Source organism: Egicoccus halophilus, assembly GCF_004300825.1.
In the GTDB taxonomy this organism is placed as follows: domain Bacteria; phylum Actinomycetota; class Nitriliruptoria; order Nitriliruptorales; family Nitriliruptoraceae; genus Egicoccus; species Egicoccus halophilus.
In genome coordinates this window covers 1,889,112-1,915,228 of sequence record NZ_CP036250.1, presented here as the reverse complement: position 1 = coordinate 1,915,228, position 26,117 = coordinate 1,889,112, and the positions used below count along the sequence as shown (strand labels likewise).

Genomic DNA, 26,117 nt, shown 5'->3' with positions numbered 1-26,117 from the left:
CACGGACGTCAACCGAGCTCGAGCACCACGTCGGCCCGCGCGAGCACCGACGGTCGGTGGGAGACCACCAGCATGGTGCGACCACGGCCGAGGATCCGGTCCAGGAGTTCGGCCTCGGTCCCGGCGTCGAGCGCCGCGGACAGGTCGTCGGCGACCACCAGGGCCGAGCCGGCCACCAGGGCACGTGCGGCGGCGACCCGGTGGGCCTGGCCACCCGACAGCCGGATCCCCCGCGGACCGAGCCGGGTGTCCAGGCCGTCCTCGAGCGATCCCACCAGTTCACGGGCGGCCGCGGCGTCCAGCGCCTGTTGCAGGTCCGCGTCGTCCACGTCCCAACCCAGGCGGAGATTGTCGTCGAGGGCCTCGCTGAACAGCGTCGGCACCTGGGCGACGTAGGCGGCCCGTGGCGGCGTCATCCACCGTGGCGCGTCGACCACCTCGCCGTCCCAGCGGATCTCCCCCGCGACCAGCGGTGCGAGTCCGAGGACCGCGCGCACCAACGTCGACTTGCCACTGCCGACCCGGCCGGTGACGACGGCGAACCCGCCCGGCGGCACGTCGAGGTCGACCGGGCCGATCCGCCGGCCGTCGGGCGTCTCGGTCACCACCCCGACCAGCTGGAGTCGCGGTGCCGACGGCGCCGGCGGCAGCGGCGCTCGGGGCACCGGCGGCGGGTCCAGGGCGACCGCACCGACGGGGGCGATCAGGCGGGTCACCTCGCGGTCGGCGACGGCACCGAGGAGGCGGTCGACGGCGACGTCGGCGTGGCGGCGCACGGCGAGCCAGCCCGCCCAGTGCCGCGGCACCCCGGCGAGCAGCGGAGCGTAGGAGGCCAGCAACGCCACCTGGCCGGCGGTCAGGTCCTCGGCGACCAGCAGCGCCGCCGCGAGCAGCCCACCCGCCAGCGCGAGGTCACCGGCCGAGGAACCGACGGCCGGCAGCAGCTGGGCGGCGACGCGGTCACGGACGGCGGTGACCCGCCGCCGCTCGCAGAGCCGTTCGAGGTGGTCGACGATGGCCGGCGACGCTCCCGAGGTGGTCACCGTGGTGACCGCACCGAACACCTCGCCGAGGTAGCCGGTCACCTCGGCGGTCACGGCGCGGTCGTCGGCACGCCGCCGGCGGACCATCGGTGCCAGCAGGTGACCGAAGCCACACGCGACCAGCAGCGGCACCGCCACGACGAGGGCGACCCCGAGGTCGATGCGGGCGATGATGACCGCCAGGGCGACGACCGCGATCGCGCCCGTGGCGACCAGGGAGAGCCAGAAGTCGGTGGCACGCGCGACGTGTTCCGGGTCGTCGCGGAACAGCGGCAGCGCCCCGGCGGCGTCGATGATGGCCGGGCCCCGCTCGGTCGGGTCCGGGTGCAGTTGCGAGCGCAGCACGTTGGTGCGCAGCACCGTCTCCGCGTGACCCCAGAAGGGCTCGAACACCCAACCGACGGCCGGCAACGTCAGTGCGCGCGTGATCTCCACGCCGGCGACCGCGGCCAGGAGCCACAGGGCCGGTCCGCCGCCCGCGAGGGCGTCGAAGAGCTGCTCGAGCAGGATGCCGACCGCCAGGGGTGCGACGAGGAAGGCCCACCACAGGATCCCGCCGCCCCAGTAGGCCGACTTGCGCACGCCCATCATGTGCCGGATCACCCGCCAGGAGGCACGCCGGCCGGTCGCGTCGTGGCTCGGGACGCTGCCCGTCACGAGACCGCCCCGAGTTCGGCGGCGACGAGCCGGGCGAAGCCGGTGTCACCGTGCCGCAGCAGCTCGCGCGGTCCCTCTTCGACGATGCGTCCGTCGCGGACCAGTGCGATGCGGTCGACCCGCTCGAGGGTCGCGAGCCGGTGGGCGACCACGACCGCCGTACGGCCTTCCAGGAGCACGTCCAGCGCGCGGGTCACGGCCATCGCACTGGCGGTGTCCAGGCGCGCCGTCGGCTCGTCGAGCACGACCAGGCCCGGATCGCGCAGCAGGACGCGGGCGAGCGCGAGCAACTGGGCCTCACCGGCCGAGGTGCCGGCCTCGGACCCGAGACGGGCGTCGAGCCCGGACGGCAGCCGGGCGTACCAGTCCCCCAGCCCGACGGCGTCCAGTGCCGCGACCAGCCGATCGTCGTCGGCCTCGACGCTGCCGAGCAGGGTCAGGTTGTCGCGGATGGAGGCCGACAGCAGCTGCACCTCCTGCGAGACCACGGCGACCCGTCGCCGCAACGATGCCTCGTCGACCTCGCGCAGGTCGATCCCGGCGAGCCGGACGGTGCCCAGGCGGGGGTCGAGGCTGCGGTGCAGCAGCCGCGTGAGCGTCGTCTTGCCGCCACCGCTCGCCCCGACGACACCGAGGTGCTGGCCCCCCGGCAGGTGCAGCGTGACACCGTGCAGCGTGTCGTCGTCCGCGCCCGGGTAGGCGGCCCGGACGGCGTCGAGCTCGACCTCGAGCGCACCGTCGGGCAGCCGCGCCTCGCCGTGGAACTCGACCGCCGGCGGCTGGGACAGCAGCTCCCCGAGTCGGACGGCTCCGGCGCCGGCCTGCTGGATCTGCTGGATGTTCTCGGCGAGCTGTTCGAGCGGTCGGCGGGTCAACTGCGTGGCCGTGAAGGCCGCCAGGACCTGGCCGATCGTCAGCACGCCGGCCCGCTGGAGCAGGATGCCGCCCAGGAGCGCGACCGCGCCGCCGCCGAACACGACCAGCATCGACGCCGACCAGATACCGGTGGCATAGGTCTCCTGCCGACGCCAGGGCGCCAGTGTCAGCGCGGAGCGCCGGTGCAGGTCGGCGACCGCGTACCGGCTGCCGCCGAGCGCCCGCAGTTCCTCGGCGCCTCGCAACCGTTCCTCGGCCGCTCCGAACACCTCACCCGAGCGCTGTCGCGCGACGACCCCCGCCGGGACCGCCAGGTCCCGCAGGCGGACCAGGACGACGCCACCGGCAGCCAGCAGCAGCGCGAGGGCCGCGCCCAGGCGCCAGTCCTGCACGGTCAGCAGGACGACGACACCGGCCAGGGTGACGAGCGCGGCGGACAGGCGCACGACGACCTGCGCCAGCAGCTCCCCCACCCGGGTGGCGTCACCGTCGACACGGTCGACCACCTCACCCGGCGTGGAGCGGGCGTGCCACGTGCTGCCCAGCGCGAGTGCGTGGGCCGCCACCCGTACCCGCAACTGGTTCGCGGCGCGCCACGCCAGGCGGGCGCCCAACCAGGCCACCAGCAGGTCGGCGCCGTTGGCGAGCAGCCCCACGGCGCCGAACGCGGCGGCGAGGAGCGCGAGTCGCGCCGCGTCCGCCTCACCAGCGGCGCCGCCGGCGCCGTCGGCGATGGCGCCGAGCAGGACCGGACCGGCCAACGGCAGGGCGCCCGCCACGAGCACCAGCAGGCTGAAGCCGGTCAGCGCCCGCCGGTGCGGGGCCAGGAACGCCCCGACGAGGCGCCAGTGTGCGGCTGCGACGTCACCGTCGTCCGCAACGGCGGGCGCGGACGTGGCCGCGGAGGGCGGGGTGGTCACGACGGGCTCCGAGCCCGTCCGACCGTCTGGTGACGAGCCGGTCATCAAACCCCGCCCGGCCAGGTGACGTCAACCCCGGCCGGCGGCGGCACGTCCGTTCGTGCAGCGGGGCACCGGGGTGCCCCCCACGGCGTTGCCTACGATGTGGGTTCTCTGAGAGCGCCCGCCCGGCAGCAGCAGCAGCAGCGGCGGCGGCTGCCGGTCGGGAGTTCGCCATGTCCCAGCGTCGCGCGGAGCGGCGGTCGCGCCGCGCCACGTCGCGGCGTGGCGACGAGCTGGGCGGCGACGAGTTGCGCCAGCGCGAGCAGCGATCCCGCCTCCTGCTCGACAACGTGCCCGACCACGCGATCTTCCTGCTGGACGCCGACGGGGTCGTCACGACCTGGAACGCCGGGGCCGGTCGCGTCACCGGCTACGCCGAGGACGAGATCGTCGGGCGTCCCCACGCCGTCCTCCACGCCACCGGCGCTCCCCCACCGACCGGCCCGGACACGCTGTTGGCCCGGGCGCGCCGCGACGGGCACGCCGACGACCAGGGTTGGCGGGTGCGTCGCGACGGCCGCCGGTTCTGGGCCGAGGTCGTGGTCACCACCCTGCGAGGACCGCACGGCGAGCTGAGCGGCTTCGCCGAGGTCATCCGCGACCGGACGGCGCGTCTCGCCGAAGCCAGCTCCCGTGAGCGCGAGCTGGCTGAACGGGAGCAGGCCGCGCACGGTCGGGAGGAGGTGGAACGCCAACGGCAGGAGTTCCTGGCCTCGGTCGTGCACGACCTGCAGACGCCGGTCGTCGCCGTCAACGGATTCGTCACGCTGCTGCGCGACGGGCACATCCCGGACGACGAGCAGGAGGAGGTCCTCGAGCGGGTGTTGTCGAACACGCGGGCGCTGCAGGACCTGATCGACAACCTGCGGACCTCCTCCCGGCTGGCAACGGGACAACTCGAGCTCCGCCCCGAACCGGTGCCGCTGCGGGACTTCGTGACGCGACTGGTGGCGGATCTCTCCCCGCTGACGGCCGAGCACCCGGTGCGGCTGGAGGTCGACGACGTCGAACTCCACGCCGACCCGCAGGGACTGGGGCGGATCCTGCGCAACCTGCTCGGCAACGCCGCCCGGCACACCCCACCGGGCACGACCGTGACGGTGCGGGCTGCCCTCCATGCCGACTCGGTGTCCCTCGAGGTCGTCGACGACGGCCCGGGGATCCCCGCCGAGCTCCTGCCCCGCCTCTTCGACCGCTTCGAACGCGGACACCGTGGGGGCACCGGGCTGGGCCTGTCCATCGTGCAGCAGTACGTCCAGCTGCACGGCGGGGACGTCGAGGTGGTCAGCGAACCGGGCGTGGGCACCTGTTTCCGGGCACGGCTACCGCAGGCGTTCCCGCGTCGTGACACCACCGTCGTGCGCGGCTGGTCCGGCGGGTCGTCCCCCGCCCCGGACGCCGACGCCGCCGGTGGGCTGCGCACCGAGCTCCGGACGTTCGCGCCCACCGTGGTCGAACGCGACGTCGACCCGGTCACCAGCCAGCTCGTCCACCGGGCGACGCGGCGCCTGCTGCACCTGTCACGGCCACGCGAGGTGGCCGGCGTGCTCGAGGACCTCGTCGTGGCGCTCGGCGGCGCGGTCGTGCCCGCGACCAAGGCACCGTCCGGCGCGCTGCCGGTGGACCTGTCGTTCGGGGACGGACCGCCCCGACTGCCGGTCGCCGACGACCCGGCGGCACGTCTGCGCCTCGAGTTCGCCCTGCCCGGCGTGGTGGAGGACGCGCGCCGCGTCACCGACCTGCTGCGGGCCGCACGCGCACCGGGCGCATGACGCGTCGGACTGCCGGGCCGGTCGCGTCCCTGCGCGCATCCCGGTGGGGACGGTCGAGGTCACCACGCCCCCTGCCCGTCAGCGGTCGCGGACGCTCAACAGGGCGTCGTGGGCGTGGCGCAGCCCGGTCGGCAGCGCCCGCTGCACACTGGCGAGGGTGATCGAGACGACGTCGTCGGGGACGCCGCGGCTGCCGAGCACCGTCGCCAACCAGTCGACGTAGTCCCGCAGGATCCGCTCGTCCCCCGTCAGGACCGTCGCCTCGAGGAACTGCAGCAGGTAGCCGAAGTCCTCCCGGGTGCGTTGCCGGGCCGCCGACGGCAGACGACCGAGCGCTGGCCAGGCCACTGCGAGCTCGGCATAGGCCGCTTCGGCCACGCTGCCCGCGACCGACGCCAACTCCTCGACCTCGTCGGGAGGGACCGGGGCGCCGGCCAACGGCGGCGGGACACGCTCCCAGTCGCCGAGCACCTCGAGACCCGTCGCGAGGTCCGGCGCCCAGCCGTCGGCGCCGACCGCCTCGGCACGCCGATCGTCGCCGCCGAACCCCCGTCCGGTCACCAGCACCGGGATTCCGGCCGCCCGCAGCACGGCGGTCGTGCGACGCGCACCGGGCAGGAACATCGGCACCGCGCAGCACACCACGGCCGCCGTCCAGGTCCCCTCGGCGGCGCTGTGCGCGAGGTGGCTGGCCGGCACCGAGCCGCCCAGGAGGCGGACCGGCCAGCCCTCGGCGCGCAGGCCCTCGGTGACCAGCCGTGCCGAGAGCGTGTGCCACTCCCCCTCGGCGCAGACGACCAGGACGGGGTCCCGGTTGGGGCGCGTCCAGGGCTGTTCGGCGGCCCGCAGCCCGAGGACCCCCACCAGCGCGTCGACGACGGCGGTGGCCGTGTGCTCCTTGGCGATGGTCCACTCGTTGCGCTGCCAGCGGGCGCCGACCTCCTGCTGCGCGGGCACCACCGCCTCGGAGAGGATCCGTGACGGTGTCCAACCGGCGTCGAGCCAGCCGTGCAGCAGCGCGAACGCCCCGTCGACGTCGCCCGTCTCGGCGACGGCGAGCAGCCGCTCGTGCGCGGCGGTCGTGACCTCGTTCACCACGCCACCACCTCGAACCGGTCGAGGGCGACCCGACGCGGCCCGTGTTCACCGGCCGGGATGCGGGCCGCCGAGCGGCGGAAGGCGTCGCTGGCGAGGTAGTCACGGAAGGCCGCCTCGTCGTCCCACCAGGTGACCATCACGAACCGCAACGGGTCAGAGTCGTCCTGCCACACCTGCACGCCCCGGAACCCGGGCCACGAGTCCACCGCACCGAGCCGGTCCCGGAAGGCCGCGAGCAGCGCCGCGCGTCCCTCGGCGGCGACCCGCAGCTCGCTGCAGGCGACGTAACCGGGCTGGGCCGCCCGGCCGTCCGTGTCCGGGTCGGTCACGGCGGTCGGCAGGCCGACGTTCGGCGGGTCGACGGGGCGGATCAGATGTTCATGCCCATGGCGCGCAGTTCCTCGCGCACGTAGTCGGCCATCGCGTGCGGCCCCCAGGGCGGCGTGAAGGTGAACTCCACCTCGACCCGCTCAACGCCGGGCATCGCACCGAGGATGACCGAGCACTGCTGGTGGATGACCTCGGTCAGGGGGCAACCCATCGTGGTCAGCGTCATCAGGACGTGGACGTAGCCGGGCTCGGGCTTGGTGACGTCGTAGACGAGACCGAGGTCGACGATGTTGTAGCCGATCTCCGGGTCGACCACGGCGCGCAGGCCGTTGAACAGGTCCTGCGAGGCCGGCATACCGTCCGCTTCGAGCGGCAGGTCCTCGAACGGGTGGCGCGTGCGCGGCGCCTCCGCGGCGGTGTCGGCGTCCTCGACCTTCCCGGTGGGCGTGTCCGCCTCGGGGATCTCGTCGTCGTGCAGCGCGGTGTCGACGTCGTACTGGCTCATGGAGTCACTCACTCGTCGTGCGTCACGGTGTGGGCGGAAGCACCGTTCTGGTAGGTCTCGATCGCGTCGCGGACGGCCATCCACCCCAGCAGGGCGCACTTGACCCGGACGGGGAACTTGGCCACGCCCTGGAAGGCGATGCCGTCGAGCAGGTCGTCGGCGCGGGCGGGCTCGTCGCCGTGCATCATGCGTCGGAAGTCCTCGGTGAGGTCGAGCGCGTCCTTGAGGTCGCGCCCGAGCACCGCCTGGGTCATCGCCGACGCCGACGCCTGACTGATCGAGCAGCCCTCGCCGTCGAACACCAGGCCGTCGACATGGTCGTCGGCCACCCGCAGGCGCAGGTCCATCTCGTCACCGCACAGCGGGTTGGAGTGGTGGACGTGCACGTCCTCGTCCTCGAGGGAGGGTGCCCGGTTCTTCGGGCTGCGGTAGTGGTCCAGGATGATCTCCTGGTACAGGTCGTCCATGCTCACGGGCGCGCCTCCTGGCGGGGCGGAAGAGTCAGCGGGCGAAGAACGAGCGGGCGGCCTCGATGCCCTCGACGAGCGGGTCGAGGTCGTCGACGTCGTTGTAGAGGTACAGGCTCGCACGCGCCGTCGCCACCACCCCCAGTTCCTTCATCAGTGGCTTGGCGCAGTGGTGCCCGACCCGGACGCACACGCCCTTGGAGTCGAGCATCGCGCCGACGTCGTGCGGGTGGACACCCTCGATCGCGAACGAGATCGCCCCGCCGCGCAGCGTCGCGTCGGCCGGACCGTGCACGCTCACCCCGTCGAGCTCACCCAGCCGGTCGAGGAAGACCTGGGCCAGCTGCGTCTCGTGGTCGCGGATGGCTTCCATGCCGACGCCGGTGAGGTAGTCGACGGCGGCGCCGAGCCCGGCCGCCTCGGCGATCATGGGGGTGCCGGCCTCGAACTTGGCCGGGATCTCGTTCCAGGTGACCGCCTCGATCGAGACGTCGCGGATCATCTCGCCGCCGGTCAAGAACGGGTCCATCTGCTCGAGCCGTTCGGGCTTGGCGATCAGCGCACCGATGCCGGTCGGGCCGCACATCTTGTGTCCGGTGAGCGCGTAGAAGTCGACGTCGAGCTCACGGAAGCTGACCGGCATCTGCGGGACGGCCTGCGTGCCGTCGACGAGCACGACGCACTCGGCGTTGGCGTCGCGCACCAGCGCGGTCATCGCGGCGACGTCGTTGCGGGTCCCGAGCACGTTGGACACGTGCACCATCGCGAGGAACGTCACCCGACCGTCGGCGACGAGCTCACGGGCCGCGTCGTGGTCGAGCTGGCCGTCGTCGGTCAGCGGCACGTGCCGGACCTCGAAACCGACGTCACGCGCCGCGTACAGCAGCGGGACGTGGTTGGCGTGGTGCTCCATCATGGTGGTGAGCACCACGTCGTCGGGGCCGACGTGCCGGCGCACCCACGCGTAGGCCACGAGGTTCATGGCCTCCGTCGCGTTCTTGGTGAACACCACGCCACGGGGGTCGGCGTCGACGAAGCTCGCCAGCTTGGTGCGGCCGCCCTCGTAGAGGTCGGTGGCCTCCTCGGCGAGGCGGTAGACCCCACGGTGGACGTTGGAGCGCGACCAGCGGTAGTAGCGATCCATCGCCTCGAGCACCGGCGTCGGGGTCTGTGAGGACGCCGCGGAGTCGAGGTAGACCAGCCGCCGTCCGTCGTGCACCTCCCGGGAGAGGACCGGGAAGTCCTTGCGGAGGGTCGAGACGTCGAGGGTCATGGCCGTCCTCGCTTCGTGACTGGCGTGGGAGCGTCCAGGGTGCCGTGGTCCTGGCCCGGACACCCGTGCCGACCGGGACAACGGTGGCACGGGTGGCGGAGACCGGTCAGGCGTTGGTCTTGAGGTGGTCGTAGCCGCGCTCCTCGAGCTCGTCGGCGAGCTCCGCGCCTCCACTGGCGACGATGCGGCCCTCGAACATCACGTGGACCTCGTCGGGGCGGATGTAGCGCAGGATGCGGGTGTAGTGGGTGATGATCAAGGTCCCGAGGTCGGGGCCGGTGAGCCGGTTGACACCCTCGGAGACGACCTTGAGCGCGTCGACGTCGAGGCCGGAGTCGGTCTCGTCGAGGACGGCCAGCTGCGGCTTGAGCATCGCCATCTGCAGGATCTCGAAGCGCTTCTTCTCCCCGCCGGAGAAGCCCTCGTTGACCGAGCGCTGCAGGAACGACTCCTCGATCGACAGCTCGGCCATCTCCGCGCGCAGACGTGACATGAACTCGCGGATCGGCACGTCCTGCTCGTTGGTGGCGTTGAGCGCCGTCCGCAGGAAGTTCGTCAGCGAGACGCCGGGCACCTCGACCGGGTACTGCATGGCGAGGAAGACGCCGAGGCGGGCGCGGTCGTCGGGGGCCAGCTCGACCAGGTCGGTGCCCTGCCAGCGGATGGTGCCGCCGGTGATGTCGTAGGCCGGGTGGCCGGCGATGGCGTAGGCCAACGTCGACTTGCCCGAGCCGTTGGGGCCCATCAGGGCGAGGGTCTTGCCCTTGTCGAGGTCGAGGTTGACACCACGCAGGATGTCGGAACCGTCCACCTCGACCGTCAGGTCGCGGATCTCGAGATCAGCCATGGTTCTGCAAGCTTTCGGTCGTCGACTCAGACGTGGCCCCGCTCGGGCCGTCGTCGTCGGTGGTCCGCCGCACGTGCTGCGGCGTCAGTGGTCGGGAAACGGAGCGTCGTTGGTCGGGGCGTGCACGTCGAGCAGCACGGCGTCACCGTCGATCTCGACCGCGAAGGTCGGGATCGGCCGGGTCGCCGGCAGCGACGACGGCCGGCCGTCGTCGAGGTCGAAGGCGCTGCCGTGCAGGCTGCACTCGACCTCGTTGCCGTAGACCGTCCCGCCGTCGGTCAGCGACCACTCCTGGTGGGAACAGGTGTCGTGGATCGCCTTCACCTCGTCCCCGAACCGGACGAGGCAGACGGGCACGCCGTCGACCTCGACCCGGTGCGGGACCGCGTCGGTGAGCTCACCGAGGGTGGCGACCTTCGAGGCGGCCATCAGAGCTCGCCCCGCAACTCACCACGCAACGCGGCGTCGTTGATGCCCAGGTTGTCGAGGTCGGTCGACGCGAGCTCGGCCTCGATGTGCGACAGGGCGCGCTCCTCGACACCCGGCAGGTCGATCGCGCGCAGGATCTCGCCGAAGAAGCCGTGGACCAGCATGCGCAGCGCCTGCGGGCGCGGGATGCCGCGCGACTCGAGGTAGAACAGGTGCCGGGCGTCGAGCTGCCCGGTCGCCGAGCCGTGCCCGGCCGTGATGTCGGCGCACTCGATCTCGAGGAACGGCGTGGCGTCGGCGCGCGCGCCCTCGGTCAGCAGCAGGGTCTTGTTGTTCTCGTCCGTGGCCGTGCCGACGGCGTCCTTGTGCACGAAGATGTTGCCGCGGAAGATCGTGCGGCTGTTGCCCTGCAGCGCGCCCTTGTAGAACACGTCGGACGTCGCGCGCGGAGCGATGTGGCGGACGTAGGGCTGCAGGTCGAACCACTGCCCCTCGTCGGCGTAGTACATCCCCAGCGGACGCACGTCGGCACCGGGGCCGAGCAGGTCGCACTCCGGGCGCAACCGGACGGTCGAGCCGCCGGCGACGATCGCGGCATGACGCACCCGGGTGTCACGGTGGGCCGCGATCTTCTGCAGCGACAGGTGACCGATCCCGTCGGCCCACTCGTGCAGGCTGACGAGGTCGACCTGGGAGGCGTCCTGGGCCACGACCTCGACGACCTCGTCGACCAGCGCGGACACCCCCTCGTCGGAGGTGTGCTCGAGGTAGATCGTCGCCTTGGCGTGGTGGCCGAGCACGGCCAGCACGCGGGGCAGGTGGGCGCCGTCGCGGGTGACGTGGACGTGCACCCCGATCGGGTCGCTGAGCTCGACCTCGGCCGGCACGTACACGAACGCACCCGCCGTCCAGGCCGCGTCGTTGACGGTGATGGTGCGGTCCTCGTCGGCGCCCGAGCCCTCGCCGCTGGTGGTCAGCGACCCGAGGTGCTCGCGGACGAGGTCGGCGTGCTCCTCGGCGGCGGTGCGCAGGTCGGTGACGACCACGCCCTGTTCGGCGAGCGCGGTCGGCACGACCACCTCGACGAGCTCACCGTCGACGATGCGCACCTGCGCCGTCGACAGCTCCAGCGAGGCGACGAGCGAGCCCGGAAGGGCGTCGTCGCCCTCGGTGTCGGTGCCGACCGCGGCCGGCGCCTCGGCCACCAGCGGGTGGCTGACGTCGAAGCGCTTGGCGAAGGGTGTCGAGCGCCAGAACTCGTCCTTGCGGCTGTCGGGCCAGGACTGGTCGAGGTAGCGTTTGGTGGCGGCCAGGCGACGGTCGACGAGCCAGTCGGGCTCACCGGTCGCCAGGCTGCGCACGGCGTCCTCGGTCAACGCGTCGAGCGGAACCGCAACGCGATCGACGGGGGCGACCGTCTTCTCGGGTCCGGAACGGAGGGAGGACGTCGTCATCCGATGGCGCCTTCCATCTCCAGCGCGATCAGGCGGTTGAGCTCGACGGAGTACTCCATCGGCAGCTCACGGGCGATGGGCTCGATGAAGCCACGCACGATCATGGCCGTGGCCTCGTCCTCGTCGATCCCGCGCGACTGCATGTAGAACAGCTGGTCGTCGGAGACCTTCGAGACCGTGGCCTCGTGCTCGATCGTGGCGTCCTCCTGCTCGATCTCCATGTACGGGTAGGTGTCCGTACGCGAGGTGTCGTCGAGCATCAGCGCATCGCACTTGACGGCGCTGCGGGCGTGGTGGGCGCCCTCCTCGATGCGGACCAGGCCGCGGTAGGAGGTACGACCGGTGCCCTTGGAGATCGACTTCGACAGGATGTTCGAGGTCGTGTACGGCGCGGCGTGGACCATCTTGGCGCCGGCGTCCTGGTGCTGGCCGTCGTTGGCGTACGCCACCGACAGGACCTCGCCCTTGGCGCCCTCGCCGGTGAGCCACACGGCCGGGTACTTCATCGTGACCTTGGAGCCGATGTTGCCGTCGATCCACTCCATGGTGGCGTTCTTCTCCGCCACGGCGCGCTTGGTCACCAGGTTGTAGACGTTGTTCGACCAGTTCTGGATCGTCGTGTAGCGGACGCGTGCGCCCTCCTTGACGATGATCTCGACCACCGCGGAGTGCAGCGAGTCGGAGCTGTAGATCGGCGCCGTGCAGCCCTCGACGTAGTGCACGTAGCTGCCCGGCTCGGCGATGATCAGCGTGCGCTCGAACTGGCCCATGTTCTGCTTGTTGATGCGGAAGTAGGCCTGCAGCGGGATGTCGACCTTGACGCCCTCGGGGATCCAGATGAAGGACCCGCCCGACCAGACCGCGGTGTTGAGCGCCGCGAACTTGTTGTCGTTGGCCGGGATCACCGTCGCGAAGTGCTCGCGGAAGATGTCCTCGTGCTCGTGCAGCGCGGTGTCGGTGTCGAGGAACACCACGCCCTGCTCCTCGAGGTCCTCGCGGACCTTGTGGTAGAGCACGGTGGACTCGTACTGCGCCGCGACGCCGGCGATGAGCCGCTCGCGCTCGGCCTGCGGGATGCCGAGCTTCTCGTAGGTCTCGAGGATCTCCGGCGGCAGCTCCTCCCACGAGTTGGCCTGCTTCTCGCTGGCCTCGACGTAGTAGAAGATGTCCTCGAACTTGATCCCGGACAGGTCCGAGCCCCAGTTGGGCATCGGACGGCGCCCGTAGGCGTCGAAGGCGCGCAGACGCAGGTCACGCATCCACGAGGGCTCGTTCTTGCGCTCGCTGATGGCGGCGACGGTCTCGCGCGTCAGGCCGGTGCCCGACGTGAAGGCGTAGCCCTCGTCGCTGTCGGACCAGCCGAACTTGTAGTCCGACAGGTCCTCGGCGACGCGGGCCTGCTCGGCGCGGGCCTCGCTGACCGGGAGCTGGATCTCGGTCTGGCTCACAGCTCGTCTCCTCGTCCGGACGTCCCGGACGGCTGGGTGGCACGGGCGCTCGCGCCCTGGCGGGGGCGGGGGCGGGAGTCGTGCAGGGTGGGTTCGTGCTGGGCGGGTGCCGTGCGCGGCTGCACGCAGCAGACGCAGGCACTGCCCCCCGCCGCGAGCGTCTCGCGACGGGAGATCTTGACGTCGGTCCCGAGGACCTTGGCGAAGCCGGCGGCCTCGTAGGCGCACAGCTCCGGGTGTTCCTCGGCGGCGTCCTGGATGGCGCAGTGGCGCTGTTCCAGGGTGAATCCGGCGCCGTCGGGGGTCACGGATGCCGCGTAGCCCGCCTCGGAGAGCCGACCGGCCAGCTGCGCGAGCCGCTCGTGCAGGTCCTCGGCGGTGACCGCGTCACGCAGCCCGTCGACCTGGCGCTGCATGCGCCAACGCAGGAACTGTCGCAGGCCTTCCCCGTCACCGTGGTCGGCGAGGAAGTCGAGCAGTTCGCCGGCGAGCTGGTCGTGGCCCTGGGGGAACAGGCGCCGGGCGTCGGCGGTGAGCGAGTAGCGCGCCGCTGGGCGTCCGCGCCCCTGCTTGACGGTCTGCGCGGCGACCAGTCCGTCCTCCTCGAGCACGGTCAGGTGCCGTCGCGTCGCGACCTCGGAGATGTCGAGCGCGCGGGCGAGCTCGGCCACCGAGGCGTCACCGTCCTGGCGCAGCACCTCCACGATCGTCGCCCGCTGCTCCCCCAGCAACGACACCAGCGAACGCCCCGCGAAGGGGGTCGTGGCGGCGTGCTCGGCGGACATGGGGCAACCTTCGTGCGCATCAGCGGACGCGGATCGGGAGAGGTGGTGTCGCGTGCACTCCCGACCCGGGAACCTTTCCCGGTGGGAACTGGCAATTACGCAACATCCGTGTTTCGAATAGTAGGACGCCACCACCGATCCCGCAAGACGACCACCGGACCGCAACGGCCCGGCTCAGCGTGTCCTCGGTGGGCCGCGGCCGGGTGACCTCGGCAGGCGCCATCGCGCCGACCACGACGCACGTGCGTCCCGCACCCCCGGATTGCGGACCACGACGCACGTGCGTCCCGCGCCCCCGGATCGCGGACCACGACGCACGTGCGGTCGCGCCGCCGGGTGACCAGTCCGGCAGACGCCGACCGCCGGGTCCCCCGCCATCGGCAGCGAGGAACCCGGCGGCACGGGATCAGAAGGCCGGGAGGACGGCACCTTCGTAGGTGGTGTCGATGAAGTCGCGCACCTCGTCGCTGTGGAGCAGTTCCTCGAGCTGCTCGATGCGCGGGTCGTCCTGGTCGCCCTCGCGGACGACGACGAGGTTGGCGTTGGGGTTGCCCTCGGCCGCCTCGAGCGCGAGTGCGTCGTCGGCGGGCACGAGGCCGGCCTCGATCGCGTAGTTGCCGTTGATGACGGCGGCGTCCACGTCCTGGAGGGTGCGGGGCAGCTGGGCCGCCTCGATCTCGGTGATGTCGAGGTCGCGCGGGTTGTCCTCGAGGTCGAGCACGGTCGGCGCGGCGTCACCGGTGTCGGCCAGGGTGATCAGGCCGTTGGCCTCGAGCAGCCGCAGGCCGCGGGCGGCGTTGGTCGGGTCGTTGGCGATGGCCACCGTGGCGCCGTCGGGCAGCTCGTCGAGCGCGCCGTGACGCTCGGAGTACAGGCCCAGCGGCTCGACGTGCACCGGCTCGAGGGCGACGAAGTCGTAGCCCGCGGTGGCCATCTGCTCCTCGAGGTAGGGCACCGTCTGGAAGTAGTTGGCGTCGAGCTCGCCCTCGTCGAGGGCGACGTTGGGCTGGATGTAGTCGGTGAACTCGACGACCTCGATCTCGAGGCCGGCGTCGGCGGCGAGTTCGTCGGCGACGAAACCGAGGATGTCGGCGTGCGGGACGGGCGAGACGCCGACGCGCAGCGGCGCGTCGGGAGACCCGTCGGCCTGCTCGCCGCCGGTGTCACCACCACCGCAGGCGGTCAACAGCAGCACCGCGGCGAGTGTGGCGGGAAGGGCACGGAGGGAGGAGCGCACGTGGAGCACCTTTCGGGGGAGGATGCGTCGCGCACACCGGGCGGGAGGGTGGTGTCGCGCGACGTCGGACGGGGTCAGTGGCGCCGGAGCCGGCGCACGAGCAGGTCACCGACGACCTGCAGGAGCTGGACGATCACGACCAGCAGGACCACGGTGGCGAGCATCACGTCACCGCGGAAGCGTTGGTAGCCGAAGCGGATGGCCACGTCGCCGAGTCCGCCACCACCGACCACGCCGGCCATCGCCGAGTAGGACACCAGGGCGATGAGGGTGACGGTCAGACCGGCGACCAGCGACGGCATCGCCTCGGGCAGCAGCACCTTGCTGACGATCTGCCGGTGCGTGGAGCCCATGGCGACGGCGGCTTCGAGCTTGCTCGGGTGGACCTCGGCGAGCGAGGCCTCGATGAGCCGGGCGTAGAACGGGATGGCGCCGACGGCCAGCGGGACGATCGCGGCGGTGGATCCCAGCGAGGTGCCGACCACCAGCCGGGTGAACGGGATCAGGGCGATGAGCAGGATGATGAACGGCAGGGAACGCCCGATGTTGACCGCGGTGCCCAGCACCCGGTTCACGACCGGCTGCGGGCGCAGACCACCGGGGCCGGTGGCGATCAGGGCCACGCCGAGCGGCACGCCGAGCACGAGGCTGACGAGTCCGGCGACGCCGACCATGTAGAGGGTCTCGAGGGTGGCGTCGAGCAGCAGGGGGGCGAGCTGGCTCATGCGATCACCTCCACCTCGGCGCCCCGTCGGCGCAGGTGCGCGATCGCGCCGGCGTGGTCCCCGGCGGGCAGCTGCAGGTGCAGCCGGCCGATCCGGGTGCCGGCGATGACGTCGACACCGCCGCCGACGACGGAGACGTCGAGGTCGAACCGGCGGACGAGGTCGGCGATGACGGGCTCGCCGACGAGGTCACCGAGGAAACGGACGTCGAGCAGCGTTCCCTCGATCCGGGCGGCGACGTCCGGGTCCGGGGCGGGCAGCTTCGGCCCGAGTCCCGCGGCGAGCACCGAGCGCGGCTGGGCGAGCAGGTCGGCGACCCGGCCGGACTCGACGACGCGGCCCTCCTTGAGCAGCACCCCGCGGTCGCAGATGCGTTCGACGACGTGCATCTCGTGGGTGATGAGCAGCACGGTGAGGTCGAGACGCCGGTTGAGGTCGCGCAGCAGATCGAGGATCTGGTCGGTGGTCTCCGGGTCGAGCGCGGAGGTCGCCTCGTCGCACAGCAGCACCCGCGGCTCGGTGGCCAGCGCGCGGGCGATCCCGACGCGCTGCTGCTGGCCCCCGGACAGCTGTGCCGGGTGGGCGTCCGCGCGGTCCTCGAGCCCGACCAGTTCGAGCAGTTCGCGCACGCGTTCGCGGCGACGGGCACGCGGCACGCCGGCGACCTCGAGCGGCAGCGCGACGTTGTCGGCGGCGCTGCGCGAGCTCAGCAACGCGAACTGCTGGAAGACCGTGCCGATGCCGCGGCGGGCGTCGCGCAGGGCGGCGGCGTCGAGGGTGGTGAGCTCCACGCCGTCGATCTCGACACTGCCGGAACTGGGACGCTCGAGCAGGTTCACGCACCGCAGCAGGGTCGACTTGCCCGCACCGCTCTGCCCGACGACGCCACAGATCTCGCCGCGCCCGACCTCGATGTCGACGTCGGCGAGGGCGACCACGTCCCCCGAACGACCGGGGAAGACCTTGGACACGCCGGACAACCGGATCACGACAACGGCTCCTTCCTGAGCACGCGTCCCGGCACGACGGGACGATCGGCGATGCGCCGCGGACGGCGACACCGCGACCTGAGACGCCCGGCGGAGGCGGGCGTGGTCGCGGCGGCAGGAGGGCATGGTCCGACGACGGCCGGGCTCCCGCCAGTCCGTCGGTGCAAACGGTGGGAAGCGGCGGACGGTGGTCGTGCGACTGCGGCCGTCCACCCTGCGTGCGCGCCCCCTCGCTGCCCGCGCCGTCCGTCGACGGCGACGCCGGTGACCGTTACGGTCGGAGCGTGTCCGCACGAGGGACGGGAGCCCACCACCCGCCACGCGCCGATGGGCAGCGAGGATGGGACACGGTGGCCACTGCCGAACCACACGTCGCCCGCTCGGGCGATGCGACGGGCACTGGCCGTCACCGACCTGAGCGCGAACGGCTCCGCTCCCCAGGAGAGCGTCGAGCCGACCGGTGACCGCCGAGGGTCCCGAGAAGACGCGAGGATCGGCCCGGGCGGCCCGGGTCGACACCACGACCACGACTCGCAGCGTCGCTCGGGGCCCTCCTTCCTGTCCGGACGCCGCTCTTCGGGTCCGCGTCGCCTCAGCGCAGGCCGCTGGCGCGGCGTGCGAGCTGCTCCTCGAAGACGTACTGGCGCAGTCGCTCGGCCTCGGCGGGGTCGAGTTCGTCGAAGGCGATGCCGAGCTCGGTCCCGTCGGGCACCATCCGCACGGCCCGGATGACCATGCCCTGCCCGACCAGACGACCGTCGGGCAGCTGGAGTGCGAACCCCAGCGGCGTGCCGGCATCCAGCTCGTGACGCAGCGGCAGTTCGCACGCGAGCCCGCCCTCGGACAGGTTGCGCGTGGTGGCGGGTACCTCACCGACACGGTCGACGGTGATCGTCAGGGCGAGCCGGGCGTCGAGGCGGAACGCGGCGCGGCGCTGCGAGAGGGCGCTGCGCTCCACGTCGAGCACCCAGGTCGCGATGTCGCCGGCATCGGCACGGGTGAGACGCGCCTGCGCCTCGAGGTACCCCCAGGCGCTGGGCCAGCCGACGACCACACCGCGGCCGGGCTCGGGCAGGATCGGTGGCCCCATCGGGCGGGTCGGGGCGATCACCACGAGTTCGCGCCCCTGCTGTACCTCGACGCGGCTGCGCCAGACCCGGTCGACGTCCACGAGCTCGAGGGCGACGATCGTCCCCTCGATCGGGACGCGCAGCGGCTCCTCGTGGGGTGGGGGCGCGGTCATCGACGATCGGCGGCGCAGCATCGGTTCCCTCCGTGGTACCGAGGACCCGGGCGCGTCACCCGAGCCGGCATGCTGCTGCCCTCGTCGGCAGCGTCGCCGCGGACTCAAGCCGGCACGAGAACCGTCCGGGTCACTGCTGTTGCTGGCGCTGCGACGGGCCCACGGCAGGACGTCGGGTACCGGCGACGTCACCGAGCGGCTCGAGGGCCAGACGTCGCATGCGCACGTTGACGGACAGTTCGTGGGCGGGAGGTCCGGAGAAGACGCCCCGGAACGGTGAGACGTCGTCGTAGTCGCGACCTCGGCCGATCGTGACGTGCCGCTCCCCCACGGGCTGACGGTTGGTGGGGTCGAGCGCCAACCAGAGGTGGGCACCGACGCCTCGTCCGCCGTCGGCCGCGGGCAGCGGGACCGCCACCTCGACCCAGGCGTGGGTCACGACCTCCACCTCCTCGGCCTCGTGCACGTCGGCGCCCGTGGCGTCGTCCCGGGTGAAGAAGTAGCCGGACACGTAGCGCGCCGGGACGCCGAGGCTGCGGTACATGGCGATCGCGAGGTGCGCGAAGTCCTGGCACACGCCGCCTCCCGCGGCGAGCACCTTCTCGACGGGCACGCCGACGTAGGTCCGGCCGGGCGCGTAGGACAGCTCGGCGGCGCCCTCGTGGACGGCATGGACGAGGGCCAGCACGTCGTCCCCCGCCCCTTCGGCGTGCCGTCGTGCCGCGGCAGCGACCCCGGTCCCCCAGTCGACATGGGCGGAGCGTTGCAGCAGTTCCTGATGGCGGTCACGGAAGACGGGGTCCTGCAGGGCCGCACGTGGCAGACCGACCGTGGGCGCGACCACCGGCAGGGTCTCGACGGTCGCCTCCGCCGCGACCTCCAGCAGCTGGTGCGGTCCGCGGATGCCGAACGTGTCCACCCGCGTCCCCCAGTAGTCGACGTAGGAGGCGACCCGCGACGACGGCGTGGTCGTCACGTCGTAGTGGACCAACTGCTGACGCTCGTCGGACGCCGGGCAGGCCCGCAGCTCGTTCTGGGACTCGACCACCGGGGCCTCGTAGACGAACCGGGTCGTGTAGCGGATGTCGAGCCTCACGGGCTTCCCTCGGTCGCGTCGATCGGCACCGTCGGGTGCCGGGAACGGTCAGGCCGTGGCGATGGCGTGCATCGACCCGACCGGATGGTGACGGAAGAACTCGTCGGCGACCGCCTCGGCGACGTCGGCCACCCGCGCCTGCACGGTGTCGAGGAAGTCGTGCAGGCCGAGGTCGAACAACTCACCGACGTCACGGTACTGCAGGGATGCCGTGACGCGGCCCAGGGCGCGGACGGCCCGGCTGGGGCGACCACGACTGAGCACCTGCAGCTGGTGCATGGCACTCGACAGGCAGAACACCACGCTGCGGGGCAGGTCGGGCTCGAGCAGCAGGAACTCGACCACGTCGGCGGGGTCCATCGAGGACCGGTAGCGACGCCGGTAGGCCTCGAACGCGGACGCGGACTTGAGCACCGCGATCCAGTGGTGGAAGTCGGTGCGGTCGGCTCCGCGCGGACGCTCGGCGTTCGCGCCGACCAACCGTCGCGAGGGGCCGGCGAGGTCCTCGAGGTGTTGGTAGCGGATGTCGATCAGGCGGCAGGTCATCTCCGCGCGCTCGAGGACCCGCCCCAGGGCCATGAACCGCCAGCCGTCGTCACGCGGCATGGTCTCGCTGGCGACGCCGTAGATGGTCAGGCACGCCCGACGGATCGTCTTGAACAGCTCGTAGGGCTGATCGGTGAGCTCCCGGCGCAGGTCCCGCGAGCCGAGGTCGAGGTGCAGGTCGTTGACGGACTCCCACAGCTCCGAGGAGATCAGCTCCCGCACGGAACGGGCGTTCTCGCGCGCCCGCACGATCGAGGAGGTGATCGAGCCGGTGTTGTCGCGGTCGAGGACGAGGAACGCGAGCACCTCGGCCGGCGCGAGTGGACGCTGCCCGTAGGCGGTGCGCAGGTGCAGCACGTCGAGCAGTTGCGCCCAACTGCCGCCGACCTCGCTCGCCGGTGACTCCAGCAGCGTGTGGTAGGTGACGTCCACCATCCTGGCGGTGTCCTCGGCCCGCTCGACGTAGCGGCCGGCCCAGAACAGGTTCTCGGCGAGGCGTGCCAGCATCAGCCGTCTCCGGTCGCGTGTCCGTCGAGCACCCAGGTGTCCTTCGAGCCGCCGCCCTGTGACGAGTTGACCACCAACGACCCGCGGCGCAGGGCCACCCGGGTCAGTCCGCCGGGGATCACCTCGACACTCTCGCCACTGATCGCGAACGGGCGCAGGTCGACGTGACGACCCTCGAAGGAGTGGTCCACCAGCGTGGGGTGACGCGAGAGCGACACCACCTCCTGGGCGATGTAGGCCCGGGGGTCGGCCTCGATCCGGGTGCGGAAGCGGGCCAACTCCTCGTCGTCGGCGTGGGGGCCGATGAGCATCCCGTAGCCACCCGACGCGGCCACGGGCTTGACCACGAGCTCGTCGAGCCGGTCGAGGACGGCGGCGCGCTGGTCGGCCTCCCACAGCAGGTAGGTGTCGACGTTGGGCAGCACCGGATCCTCGCCGAGGTAGTAACGGATCAGATCGGGCACGAAGGCGTACACGGCCTTGTCGTCGGCCACCCCGTTGCCCAGCGCGTTGGCGATGGTGACGTTGCCCGCACGGGCGGCCGAGAGCAGCCCCGGCACGCCCAGCGCGGAGTCGGGTCGGAACACCACCGGGTCCAGGAAGTCGTCGTCGATGCGGCGGTAGATCACGTCGACGCGTTCGAGCCCACGGGTGGTGCGCATGTAGACGACGTGCTCGTCGACGACCAGGTCGCGTCCCTCCACCAGCTCGATGCCCATCTGTCGGGCGAGGAAGGCGTGCTCGAAGTAGGCCGAGTTGTAGATGCCGGGCGTCAGCACCACCGCGGTCGGGTGCTCACCGGCCGCAGGTGGGGCCACTTCCCGTAGCGCCCGCAGCAACATCGGGCCGTAGTGGTCCACCGGCCGGACCCGCTGTCGGGAGAACACCAGCGGCAGCACCCGGGTCATGGCGGCCCGGTTCTCCAACACGTAGGAGATGCCCGACGGGTTGCGCAGGTTGTCCTCCAGCACCCGGTAGACGCCGTCGACGTCACGCACGAGGTCGACGCCCGACACCAGGCACCGGGCGGCGTGGGGCACCGGGATGCCGAACGCCTCGCGTCGGAAGCCGTCGGCGGTGTGGACCAGCCAGCGCGGGACGACGCGGTCGTTGACCGCTGCCTGCTCCCCCATGTAGAGGTCCTCGAGGAAGCGGTTGAGGGCGGTGACGCGCTGCGCCACACCGGCTTCGATGTGCGTCCACTCGTCGGCCGGGATGATCCGCGGCAGCAGGTCCATGGGGAACGTGCGCTCGATCCCCTCGTCGCGCTCGCCCCCGTCGTAGACGGTGAACGTGATGCCCTGCGTCCGGAAGATCCGGTCGCGGATGGCCTGGCGACGGTCGAGGTCCTGCGGCGTCAGGGACCGCAGGCGGTCGACGAGGACGCGATAGTGCTCCCGCGTGCTGCCGTCGGTCCCGAAGACCTCGTCGAAGAAGCGGTCGCCGCCGACGTCGTAGTCGGCGAACAGGCCCATCGGGCGCGGTTGCTGGCTCAGGTGCGGGCTCGCGTGGGATCGGGACTGGGTCATCGGTCGCACCCTAGTCGCCGTCGCGGGCCGCGGCAGGAGGTGCGACCGCCCGCCACCGCGTGTGGCGTTCGGCCCGGCGATCCCGGGCCGCGCCGCGCGTGTGCGCCCACCGGAACCTCTGCGGGCGGCGTCCGCGCGAGGGCACCGGGAGCCCTTCGGTGACCGGGGGACGCGCCGACGGGCGGTCCAGCACGACACGCCGACCAGGAGGCCGAGCCATGGGCGCTGCGCGGCTGAGCACGCGTACCGACGGGTTCACCTCCGACGGTCGGCTGGCGCGCTCCCCCGCGACGGAGCTGACCCTCGCCATGGAGCACCTCGACGCGCTGCTGCGTGCCGCCCACGCGGTCCTCGGGGCCAGCGGTCACGCCCCCCGCACGGACGGGTGCGCCGAGGCGGGGTGCGGGCTCGCCGCCGTCGGGGACGGACCCGACCTGTGTCGACTCGCCCACCAGTTGATCGGGGAACGGCCGGTGCCGGCCACGTCCTCCGCGGTGCTCGGCCTCGCCGTGCGCGAACTGCGCCGCGCCCTGCTCGACGCCATGGACGCCGTCCGCGCCTGTCGGCAGACCGCACATCCCAACGGCGCCTGCTGGTTCGTCCCGCAGACCCGGCGCGACGGCTGCGCGGAGGTGCTGCGCCTCGCCCACGCCGTGGCCTGAGCGAGCAGCCAGCGCCCGGAGCCGGGACCGCGAGGGCGCGGGAGTCAAGCCTGCCGCCTCCACCGCCGATGCCAGGGCCGGTGGCACGCTCCTCCGGGCGGCCGCGGCTCGAGGGGGTCGGCGATGCACGGCGCGATGGGGCAGGGACCGGGGACGGTGGCGATCGCCTGCGACGGCGAGGGCCGACGGGCCGTCGTCGCCCACCGCGAGTCGGTGGTCCGTCGACTGCTCGCCTCCGGTCTCACGCCGCCGACGCTGGCCGTCCTGCTGCCCGAGTGGGGCCCCGTGGTCGAGCGGGTGGCGGCGCACCGCTCACGCGGGGCGGACCGTGCGTGACGGGTGTGTCGCCCGCCGGTCCGCGTCCAGGTCGGCCTGCTCCAGCCGCCAGGCGAGTCCGGTCCGCCGGTCGCTGGGTCGGTCGTGGCGCGCGGCGGCACGCAACGCCTCTGCCTGTCCGACGACGATGAGCGCCCGCTGGGCGCGCGTGACGGCGGTGTAGACCAGGTTGCGCCACAGCATGATGCGGTGCGAGCGATCACAGACGAGCACCACCACCGGCCACTCCCCACCCTGTGACTTGTGCACCGTGACCGCCCAGGCGGCGACCAGGTCACGGGCCTGGTCGGCGTCGTAGGTCACCTCCCCGCGAGGGAAGGCGACGCGGAGCGTCTTGCCGCGACGGCTGAGATCGACGACCCGGCCGACGTCACCGTTGGCGACGTCGAGCTCGGGGTCGTTGCGGGTCTGCATCACCCGGTCACCGACGTGGAACCCCGCCACGCTCGGGCGGCCGTCGGCCGGGTTGAGCCGTTCCTTGAGGGCGGCGTTGAGCGCGTGGACGCCGGCGGGGCCCTTGTACATCGGCGCGAGCACCTGTACGTCGTCGATCTCGACCCCGAAGTAGGCGGGCGCCCGCTCGGCGACGGCCTCGACGACCCGCGGGACGATGGCCGGGCGCCGGGCCTCCTCGGCGAGGAACACGTCCCCGTCGGCGCCCTTCAACACCCCGACCGTGCCGGCCAGCACCTCCCGGGCGAGTCCGACGATGCGGCTGCCGGCGGCCTGCCGGTGGATCTCGGTGAGCACCGTGGAGGGCACCACGCTGCTGCGCAGGACGTCGCGCAACACGTCACCGGGGCCGACCGACGGCAGCTGGTCGGGATCGCCGACCAGCACCAGGTGCGCACCGTCGTCGAGCGCCCGCACGAGACGACCCGCCAGCCAGGTGTCGCACATCGACACCTCGTCGACGACGAGCAGGTCCTGCGGGAGCCGCTCGTGCTCGCCGTAGCGGAACGCGAACCCGCCGCCGGTGACCGGTCTCGCCTCCAGCAGACGGTGCACGGTCGTCGCCGAGCGACCCACGAGTTCCTCGAGCCGTTTGGCTGCGCGACCCGTCGGCGCGCACAGGGCGACCTCCAGGTCGGCCTCCTCCGCGGCCCGGACGATCTCCTGGACGGTGCGCGTCTTGCCGGTTCCCGGGCCACCGGTCAGCACCGACACCGGTGAGGCGAACGCGGCCCGCACCGCGTCGGCCTGACCCGTGGTCAGCTCCGGCGCCGGGTCCACGCCCTCCAGGTGCGCCTGCAGACGCGAGCGGGTCGTGGTCAACAGGCGCGCCAGACCGTCGGCGAGATCGCGTTCGGCCGCGAAGCCGGCCGGGGTGGAGACGACCGCCACCCCGGCGACCTCCTCGACCTCGAGCGCGCCCTCGGCGACGGCGGCGTCCACCCCGGCGGCCGCGAGGATCGCATCGACCCGCAGCAACGGCATCGCCGCACGCACGCACTCCTCCCGCGGCAGGTGCTGGTGGCCCTCGCCACGCCGAGCGGCCGCGACCGCGGCCCGGGCACCGGCCGCCAGGCGGCGCGGGTCGGTCGGTGCGATGCCCAGCGACCGGGCCAGCGCGTCGGCGTGGGCGAAACGGACCCGTTCGGCCTCCAGCAGCCGGTAGGGGTCCTGACGTGCCAACCGCGCCGCGTCGGTACCGAAACGGGCGTGCGCGGCACGGACCGCGTCCATCGGCCAACCCGCCGGCTCGACGAGCCGCACGAGCTCGCCGAGCGCCTGACCGGTCATCCACGCCTCGTGCAGGGCCTCGGCGTCGTCGGGGTCGAGACCGGCCTCGGCGACCAGACGACCCGTCTCGTGCTCGATCACCCGTCCAGCACCGGCCCCGAAGGTCGTCAGCACCCGCAGTCGCGCCCGCTCCGGCACGTGTTCGAAGCGCTCCGAGGCGAGGAAGCTGCGCAGGCCGGCCACCGTGGAAGGCGCCACCTGTTCGTAGTAGACGCTCTCGAACGTCCGCCCGTAGCGTGGGTGGTCGCGCCAGCGCCCGACCAGCGTGAGCGTCTGCCCCTCCACCACGTCGCTGAGCGGCCCGCTGCAGCGGGCCCCGCCGTCCTCCTGCAGCGCCAGCTCGACCACGCCGAACCCGGTGTCGGCATCGGCGTAGACGACACCGAGCACCTCCCCGGTGATCCGCTCGTCGGCGAGCAGGTCGCCGTCAGCCGGCACGGGGACCTCCCTGCCAGCTCGGACCGTCGGCCGGTCGTGGACGGATCAGGGACCACCGCAGGCGGGTGGCTGCCGCGAGTCGGTCCAGCAGCGCCGTTGGCACGTCGACCCGCGCCGGCGGCAGGGCGCCGGCGTCGCAGTGGCCCGCGAGGACCGCGGCGGCCAGGGCGACGACGGTGCCGACCCCGAGCCCGACGGGGTCACGCCCGTTCGCCCATGCGCGTGCCACCCCGTCGCTGCCGGCGGCCTCGGCCACGCAGGCCCAGCGGACGGCGTCCGGACCGACGACCGGGTCGCCACCCGGCGACCACCGGCGGTCGATCAGCCGATGCACCCGGGGATGGCGGGCCAGCGTGGCGGTCGCCTGCAGCAGTTCGGCCCGCCAGGCCGGCATGGCGAGGTAGGTCCTGGCCACGCGCACCGCCGGCGCGTGACGCGGCACGGCCTGTGCCTCGGGCCCGGGGACCACGGCCGCGTGCGCCGGTCCGATGGGCCGGGGGAACCAGGCCAGCCGACGGATCTCGCCCGTCCGCTCCTCCTGCACGCCCCGGCCCTCGACCGGGCCGGACAGCGGACCCGTCACCCGTCCGGCCGCCGTGGCCCGGTACCCGGGAGCCAGTGCCCGCCGCCAGCCACCACGGTCGGGGAAGGCCCAGCACACATGGACCTCGCGCGGCCCTCGGACCGCTTCGGCGGCGGCAGCGGCCAGCAGGTCGCCGAGTCCGGCGCCCGCGGCCGGTACCGCCACCACGCCGCCCGCGCGCGCTGCCGCGTCGAGCCGCTCGTAGGCGTCGTCCGCGGGTCCGCCGGAGGGCAGCGCGTCGGCTCCGGCGTCGAGCACGGACGTGCCCGCGGCGACGAGGCGGTGCATCAGCGCGGCCCGGTCCGCGACGTCGCGGACGGCGAGGACGGCGAGGTCGGCTCCGGCGGCGCGCACGGCGGCGACGTCCGCGTCGGCCGGCACGCGCGTGACCACGTGACCCGCGGCCTGCAGCGACTCGGCGAGCCGACGGCCCGTGACCCCGCCGGCGCCCATCACGACGACGGCGGCCATCGCATGCTCCTCGTCTCGTGGCGTGGGACCGGGCCGGTCCCCACCAAGGGGACGGCGCCGTCCCGT

24 protein-coding genes are annotated in these 26,117 nt (G+C 72.9%); 3 read left to right on the top strand and 21 right to left on the bottom strand.

Going from position 1 to position 26,117, the window contains the following annotated elements:
* Nucleotides 1-8 precede the first annotated feature (8 nt).
* Together ELR47_RS08530 and ELR47_RS08525 are read right to left on the bottom strand one after the other, a co-directional pair.
* Nucleotides 9-1,700 (bottom strand): ABC transporter ATP-binding protein, encoded by a 1,692-nt coding sequence (locus ELR47_RS08530; protein ID WP_130649513.1) that lies wholly within the window; start codon nucleotides 1,698-1,700, stop codon nucleotides 9-11.
* A complete protein-coding gene (locus ELR47_RS08525) occupies nucleotides 1,697-3,496 on the bottom strand; it encodes an ABC transporter ATP-binding protein (protein ID WP_165403953.1) in 1,800 nt (599 codons plus the stop codon). The genes ELR47_RS08530 and ELR47_RS08525 overlap by 4 nt, the downstream gene beginning before the upstream one ends.
* Before the next feature lie 215 nt (nucleotides 3,497-3,711).
* On the opposite strand from ELR47_RS08525, the gene ELR47_RS08520 reads away from it, so the two are divergent.
* Nucleotides 3,712-5,310, top strand: coding sequence for a PAS domain-containing sensor histidine kinase (locus ELR47_RS08520; protein WP_130649511.1), 1,599 nt, complete (start codon nucleotides 3,712-3,714; stop codon nucleotides 5,308-5,310).
* 78 nt (nucleotides 5,311-5,388) lie between these two features.
* Here ELR47_RS08520 and ELR47_RS08515 read toward each other — a convergent pair whose 3' ends face one another.
* From ELR47_RS08515 to ELR47_RS08435, 17 genes are all read right to left on the bottom strand, one after another.
* The gene (locus ELR47_RS08515) at nucleotides 5,389-6,408 is read right to left on the bottom strand and encodes a cobalamin B12-binding domain-containing protein (protein ID WP_130649510.1); all 1,020 of its coding nucleotides are present in this window, start codon (nucleotides 6,406-6,408) and stop codon (nucleotides 5,389-5,391) included.
* Nucleotides 6,402-6,737, bottom strand: a complete 336-nt coding sequence (locus ELR47_RS08510) for an antibiotic biosynthesis monooxygenase family protein (RefSeq protein ID WP_165403952.1) — start codon at nucleotides 6,735-6,737, stop codon at nucleotides 6,402-6,404. Before ELR47_RS08510 ends, ELR47_RS08515 begins: the two co-directional genes overlap by 7 nt.
* Before the next feature lie 41 nt (nucleotides 6,738-6,778).
* Entirely contained in the window at nucleotides 6,779-7,243 is a 465-nt protein-coding gene (locus ELR47_RS08505; protein WP_205745525.1) for a metal-sulfur cluster assembly factor, read from the bottom strand.
* Between the two features lie 8 nt (nucleotides 7,244-7,251).
* The gene (gene sufU, locus ELR47_RS08500) at nucleotides 7,252-7,710 is read right to left on the bottom strand and encodes a Fe-S cluster assembly sulfur transfer protein SufU (RefSeq protein WP_229730537.1); all 459 of its coding nucleotides are present in this window, start codon (nucleotides 7,708-7,710) and stop codon (nucleotides 7,252-7,254) included.
* A gap of 34 nt (nucleotides 7,711-7,744) precedes the next feature.
* Nucleotides 7,745-8,983 (bottom strand): aminotransferase class V-fold PLP-dependent enzyme, encoded by a 1,239-nt coding sequence (locus ELR47_RS08495; RefSeq protein WP_130649507.1) that lies wholly within the window; start codon nucleotides 8,981-8,983, stop codon nucleotides 7,745-7,747.
* A 106-nt stretch (nucleotides 8,984-9,089) separates the two neighbouring features.
* Nucleotides 9,090-9,830: a Fe-S cluster assembly ATPase SufC gene (sufC, locus tag ELR47_RS08490; protein WP_130649506.1), complete on the bottom strand. Its 741-nt coding sequence runs from the start codon at nucleotides 9,828-9,830 to the stop codon at nucleotides 9,090-9,092.
* Between the two features lie 84 nt (nucleotides 9,831-9,914).
* Nucleotides 9,915-10,259, bottom strand: coding sequence for a non-heme iron oxygenase ferredoxin subunit (locus ELR47_RS08485; RefSeq protein WP_130649505.1), 345 nt, complete (start codon nucleotides 10,257-10,259; stop codon nucleotides 9,915-9,917).
* Nucleotides 10,259-11,713 (bottom strand): Fe-S cluster assembly protein SufD, encoded by a 1,455-nt coding sequence (gene sufD, locus ELR47_RS08480; protein WP_130649504.1) that lies wholly within the window; start codon nucleotides 11,711-11,713, stop codon nucleotides 10,259-10,261. Before sufD ends, ELR47_RS08485 begins: the two co-directional genes overlap by 1 nt.
* The gene (gene sufB, locus ELR47_RS08475; RefSeq protein ID WP_229730540.1) at nucleotides 11,710-13,092 is read right to left on the bottom strand and encodes a Fe-S cluster assembly protein SufB; all 1,383 of its coding nucleotides are present in this window, start codon (nucleotides 13,090-13,092) and stop codon (nucleotides 11,710-11,712) included. The genes sufD and sufB overlap by 4 nt, the downstream gene beginning before the upstream one ends.
* 65 nt (nucleotides 13,093-13,157) lie before the next feature.
* A complete protein-coding gene (locus ELR47_RS08470; RefSeq protein ID WP_130649503.1) occupies nucleotides 13,158-13,946 on the bottom strand; it encodes a helix-turn-helix transcriptional regulator in 789 nt (262 codons plus the stop codon).
* Nucleotides 13,947-14,352: 406 nt separating this feature from the next.
* Complete coding sequence (locus ELR47_RS08465; protein WP_130649502.1) at nucleotides 14,353-15,183, bottom strand: MetQ/NlpA family ABC transporter substrate-binding protein; 831 nt, start codon at nucleotides 15,181-15,183, stop codon at nucleotides 14,353-14,355.
* Nucleotides 15,184-15,257: 74 nt separating this feature from the next.
* The gene (locus ELR47_RS08460) at nucleotides 15,258-15,908 is read right to left on the bottom strand and encodes a methionine ABC transporter permease (RefSeq protein WP_130649501.1); all 651 of its coding nucleotides are present in this window, start codon (nucleotides 15,906-15,908) and stop codon (nucleotides 15,258-15,260) included.
* Complete coding sequence (locus ELR47_RS08455; protein WP_205745524.1) at nucleotides 15,905-16,897, bottom strand: methionine ABC transporter ATP-binding protein; 993 nt, start codon at nucleotides 16,895-16,897, stop codon at nucleotides 15,905-15,907. Before ELR47_RS08455 ends, ELR47_RS08460 begins: the two co-directional genes overlap by 4 nt.
* A 592-nt stretch (nucleotides 16,898-17,489) precedes the next feature.
* Entirely contained in the window at nucleotides 17,490-18,161 is a 672-nt protein-coding gene (locus ELR47_RS08450; RefSeq protein ID WP_130649499.1) for a flagellar brake protein, read from the bottom strand.
* Between the two features lie 109 nt (nucleotides 18,162-18,270).
* A complete protein-coding gene (locus ELR47_RS08445; protein WP_130649498.1) occupies nucleotides 18,271-19,236 on the bottom strand; it encodes a transglutaminase family protein in 966 nt (321 codons plus the stop codon).
* 48 nt (nucleotides 19,237-19,284) lie between these two features.
* Nucleotides 19,285-20,289: an alpha-E domain-containing protein gene (locus ELR47_RS08440; RefSeq protein ID WP_130649497.1), complete on the bottom strand. Its 1,005-nt coding sequence runs from the start codon at nucleotides 20,287-20,289 to the stop codon at nucleotides 19,285-19,287.
* On the bottom strand, nucleotides 20,289-21,818 hold the full coding sequence (locus ELR47_RS08435) for a circularly permuted type 2 ATP-grasp protein (RefSeq protein ID WP_229730528.1): 1,530 nt from the start codon (nucleotides 21,816-21,818) through the stop codon (nucleotides 20,289-20,291). Before ELR47_RS08435 ends, ELR47_RS08440 begins: the two co-directional genes overlap by 1 nt.
* Before the next feature lie 218 nt (nucleotides 21,819-22,036).
* Here ELR47_RS08435 and ELR47_RS08430 point away from each other — a divergent pair, with 218 nt between their 5' ends.
* Both ELR47_RS08430 and ELR47_RS08425 read left to right on the top strand, forming a co-directional pair.
* Nucleotides 22,037-22,480 (top strand): hypothetical protein, encoded by a 444-nt coding sequence (locus ELR47_RS08430; RefSeq protein ID WP_130649496.1) that lies wholly within the window; start codon nucleotides 22,037-22,039, stop codon nucleotides 22,478-22,480.
* 123 nt (nucleotides 22,481-22,603) lie between these two features.
* The gene (locus tag ELR47_RS08425) at nucleotides 22,604-22,816 is read left to right on the top strand and encodes a hypothetical protein (RefSeq protein WP_130649495.1); all 213 of its coding nucleotides are present in this window, start codon (nucleotides 22,604-22,606) and stop codon (nucleotides 22,814-22,816) included.
* Here ELR47_RS08425 and recD2 read toward each other — a convergent pair.
* Together recD2 and ELR47_RS08415 are read right to left on the bottom strand one after the other, a co-directional pair.
* A complete protein-coding gene (gene recD2, locus ELR47_RS08420; protein WP_130649494.1) occupies nucleotides 22,793-24,997 on the bottom strand; it encodes an SF1B family DNA helicase RecD2 in 2,205 nt (734 codons plus the stop codon). The genes ELR47_RS08425 and recD2 overlap by 24 nt on opposite strands.
* Nucleotides 24,987-26,051, bottom strand: a complete 1,065-nt coding sequence (locus ELR47_RS08415) for a hypothetical protein (protein ID WP_130649493.1) — start codon at nucleotides 26,049-26,051, stop codon at nucleotides 24,987-24,989. The genes recD2 and ELR47_RS08415 overlap by 11 nt, the downstream gene beginning before the upstream one ends.
* Between the last annotated feature and the right edge of the window lie 66 nt (nucleotides 26,052-26,117).

Excerpts from the sequence above, each read along its gene's own strand:
- ELR47_RS08520 (WP_130649511.1), top strand. The coding sequence starts at position 3,712 with ATGTCCCAGCGTCGCGCGGAGCGGCGGTCGCGCCGCGCCACGTCGCGG.
- ELR47_RS08505 (WP_205745525.1), bottom strand. The coding sequence starts at position 7,243 with ATGAGCCAGTACGACGTCGACACCGCGCTGCACGACGACGAGATCCCC.
- sufU (WP_229730537.1), bottom strand. The coding sequence starts at position 7,710 with ATGGACGACCTGTACCAGGAGATCATCCTGGACCACTACCGCAGCCCG.
- ELR47_RS08495 (WP_130649507.1), bottom strand. The coding sequence starts at position 8,983 with ATGACCCTCGACGTCTCGACCCTCCGCAAGGACTTCCCGGTCCTCTCC.
- sufC (WP_130649506.1), bottom strand. The coding sequence starts at position 9,830 with ATGGCTGATCTCGAGATCCGCGACCTGACGGTCGAGGTGGACGGTTCC.
- ELR47_RS08485 (WP_130649505.1), bottom strand. The coding sequence starts at position 10,259 with ATGGCCGCCTCGAAGGTCGCCACCCTCGGTGAGCTCACCGACGCGGTC.
- sufD (WP_130649504.1), bottom strand. The coding sequence starts at position 11,713 with ATGACGACGTCCTCCCTCCGTTCCGGACCCGAGAAGACGGTCGCCCCC.
- ELR47_RS08470 (WP_130649503.1), bottom strand. The coding sequence starts at position 13,946 with ATGTCCGCCGAGCACGCCGCCACGACCCCCTTCGCGGGGCGTTCGCTG.
- ELR47_RS08460 (WP_130649501.1), bottom strand. The coding sequence starts at position 15,908 with ATGAGCCAGCTCGCCCCCCTGCTGCTCGACGCCACCCTCGAGACCCTC.
- ELR47_RS08450 (WP_130649499.1), bottom strand. The coding sequence starts at position 18,161 with ATGCTGCGCCGCCGATCGTCGATGACCGCGCCCCCACCCCACGAGGAG.
- ELR47_RS08440 (WP_130649497.1), bottom strand. The coding sequence starts at position 20,289 with ATGCTGGCACGCCTCGCCGAGAACCTGTTCTGGGCCGGCCGCTACGTC.
- ELR47_RS08435 (WP_229730528.1), bottom strand. The coding sequence starts at position 21,818 with ATGACCCAGTCCCGATCCCACGCGAGCCCGCACCTGAGCCAGCAACCG.
- ELR47_RS08430 (WP_130649496.1), top strand. The coding sequence starts at position 22,037 with ATGGGCGCTGCGCGGCTGAGCACGCGTACCGACGGGTTCACCTCCGAC.
- ELR47_RS08425 (WP_130649495.1), top strand. The coding sequence starts at position 22,604 with ATGCACGGCGCGATGGGGCAGGGACCGGGGACGGTGGCGATCGCCTGC.
- ELR47_RS08415 (WP_130649493.1), bottom strand. The coding sequence starts at position 26,051 with ATGGCCGCCGTCGTCGTGATGGGCGCCGGCGGGGTCACGGGCCGTCGG.